Origin of the sequence: Flavobacterium sp. FPG59 (genome assembly GCF_002150205.1) — a bacterium.
Classification (GTDB): Bacteria; Bacteroidota; Bacteroidia; order Flavobacteriales; family Flavobacteriaceae; genus Flavobacterium.
Genome location: NZ_MTCA01000360.1, coordinates 1 through 1532 on the forward strand (window position 1 = coordinate 1; position 1532 = coordinate 1532).

The 1532-nt window shown below is 33.6% G+C and carries 1 protein-coding gene; it reads left to right on the plus strand.

Annotated elements, in window-relative coordinates; all coding sequences use genetic code 11:
• Positions 1-282: 282 nt before the first annotated feature.
• Positions 283-1509 carry an aminotransferase class I/II-fold pyridoxal phosphate-dependent enzyme gene (locus FPG59_RS15960; RefSeq protein WP_086455518.1) on the plus strand — a complete coding sequence of 409 codons (1227 nt, stop codon included), beginning with the start codon at positions 283-285 and terminating at the stop codon, positions 1507-1509.
• The last annotated feature ends 23 nt before the right edge of the window (positions 1510-1532 follow it).

Below are 1532 nucleotides of genomic sequence, written 5' to 3' on the forward strand. Positions count from 1 at the left end.
GCATCTAAAATCATATTCTTGAAATTTATAAATGAAAAAAAATCTATACCAATCCTATTTTTGATGCTAAATTAGAAAATTTAATACCGTTTAATGCTTTTTATAGTTTAAAAATCTAAAATTAACGAGTAATATTGATTATTAATCTAGAACACTGTTAATTTGAAATAGAATTAATCTTAAAACCGTAATCCCCTAGCCCTGATAGAAGCGACATCCTTTTATGCGCCTCAGCGAATAAAAGATATAGCGAATAGCAGGAATAGCTTCAAAAAAAAACTTATGAAAAATTTCAATCCCGCAGATAACATTCAAGATTTACAGTATTTTGGAGAATTTGGAGGTGTAAATCCATCGATTTCTGATTCCTCAACCTATACCTTTCTTTCGGCAAAAACCATGTTCGATACGTTTGAAGGAAATATGGAAGGTTGCTACTTGTATTCTCGTCATTCCTCACCAAGTAATTTATACTTAGACAAAGCCTTAGCTGCTATGGAAGGAACAGAGTCGGCAAATGTTTCGGCATCGGGAATGGGAGCTATTACACCTACCTTATTGCAACTTTGTGGAACTGGTGATCACATTGTTTCGAGCAGAACAATTTATGGTGGTACGTATGCTTTCTTGAAGAATTTCACTCCAAGATTAGGCATCAAAACAACCTTTGTTGATATTACAAAACTAGATGTTATAGAAGCTGCTATAACTCCAGATACAAAAGTTCTATATTGTGAAACCGTGAGTAACCCGTTACTTGAAGTAGCGGATATAAAAGGACTTTCTTTGATTGCTAAAAAATACAACTTAACACTAGTTGTTGATAATACTTTTTCGCCTTTATCTGTTTCTCCTGCAAAATTAGGCGCTGATATTGTGATTCATAGTTTAACAAAATACATTAATGGCAGTAGTGATACTGTGGGAGGTGTAACGTGTGCATCGCAAGAATTTATCAATAGCTTAAAAAATGTAAATAGTGGAGCCAGTATGTTATTAGGACCTACAATGGATAGTTTGCGTTCAGCTAGTGTGATGAAAAACTTGAGAACGCTTCACATAAGAATGAAACAACACAGTTACAATGCTATGTATCTAGCCGAACGTTTTGAAAATGAAGGGTTAAAAACGGTTTATCCTGGTTTAAAAAGTCACCCTAGTCATGAATTATATTCGTCTATGATTAATCATGAGTATGGTTTTGGAGGTATGATGACGCTTGATGTAGGTACTTTAGAAAAAGCAAATGCCTTGATGGAATTAATGCAAGAAAAAAACTTAGGTTACCTAGCTGTGAGTCTAGGATTTTATAAAACTTTATTTAGCGCACCAGGAACATCAACTTCAAGCGAAATTCCAATGGAAGAACAAATAGAAATGGGATTGACTGATGGCTTGATTCGATTTTCAATAGGTTTAGATAATGATATTGAAAGAACGTTTCAAATGATGAAGCAATGCATGATAGAATTGAACGTACTGACATCTGAATCCATTTTGGCAAAATAGTATTTTTAGTATTAGATTGAAAA

Coding starts and splice junctions, on each gene's coding strand:
- FPG59_RS15960 (WP_086455518.1), top strand. CDS start 283: ATGAAAAATTTCAATCCCGCAGATAACATTCAAGATTTACAGTATTTT.